Raw genomic sequence first — 227 nt, forward strand, 5'->3', positions numbered from 1 at the left:
GATAGATTCCGTAATTAAGTGATCTAACTCCTTCATGGTTTGACATCGTGTAGTTAAAAACTCCTGCTTTAATATTCCATTAATCCGCTCTGCTAATTCATTCTGGTATGAGAAACACTGTTTCGCAAGGCCTCCATCTGTCATGGAAGGACATATCCCATAATGGCGCAATGCCGATTGATATAGCTCAGAGCAATACTGTGAGCCTCTGTCTGAATGATGAATCA

General features: G+C 40.5%; 1 pseudogene. It reads right to left on the reverse strand.

The features are described from left to right. Nucleotides 1-227: pseudogene (locus tag ACG9ZB_RS17755) on the reverse strand (IS3 family transposase); the annotation flags it as partial.

It is taken from the genome of Acinetobacter johnsonii (genome assembly GCF_048551975.1).
Lineage (GTDB): Bacteria > Pseudomonadota > Gammaproteobacteria > Pseudomonadales > Moraxellaceae > Acinetobacter > Acinetobacter johnsonii_A.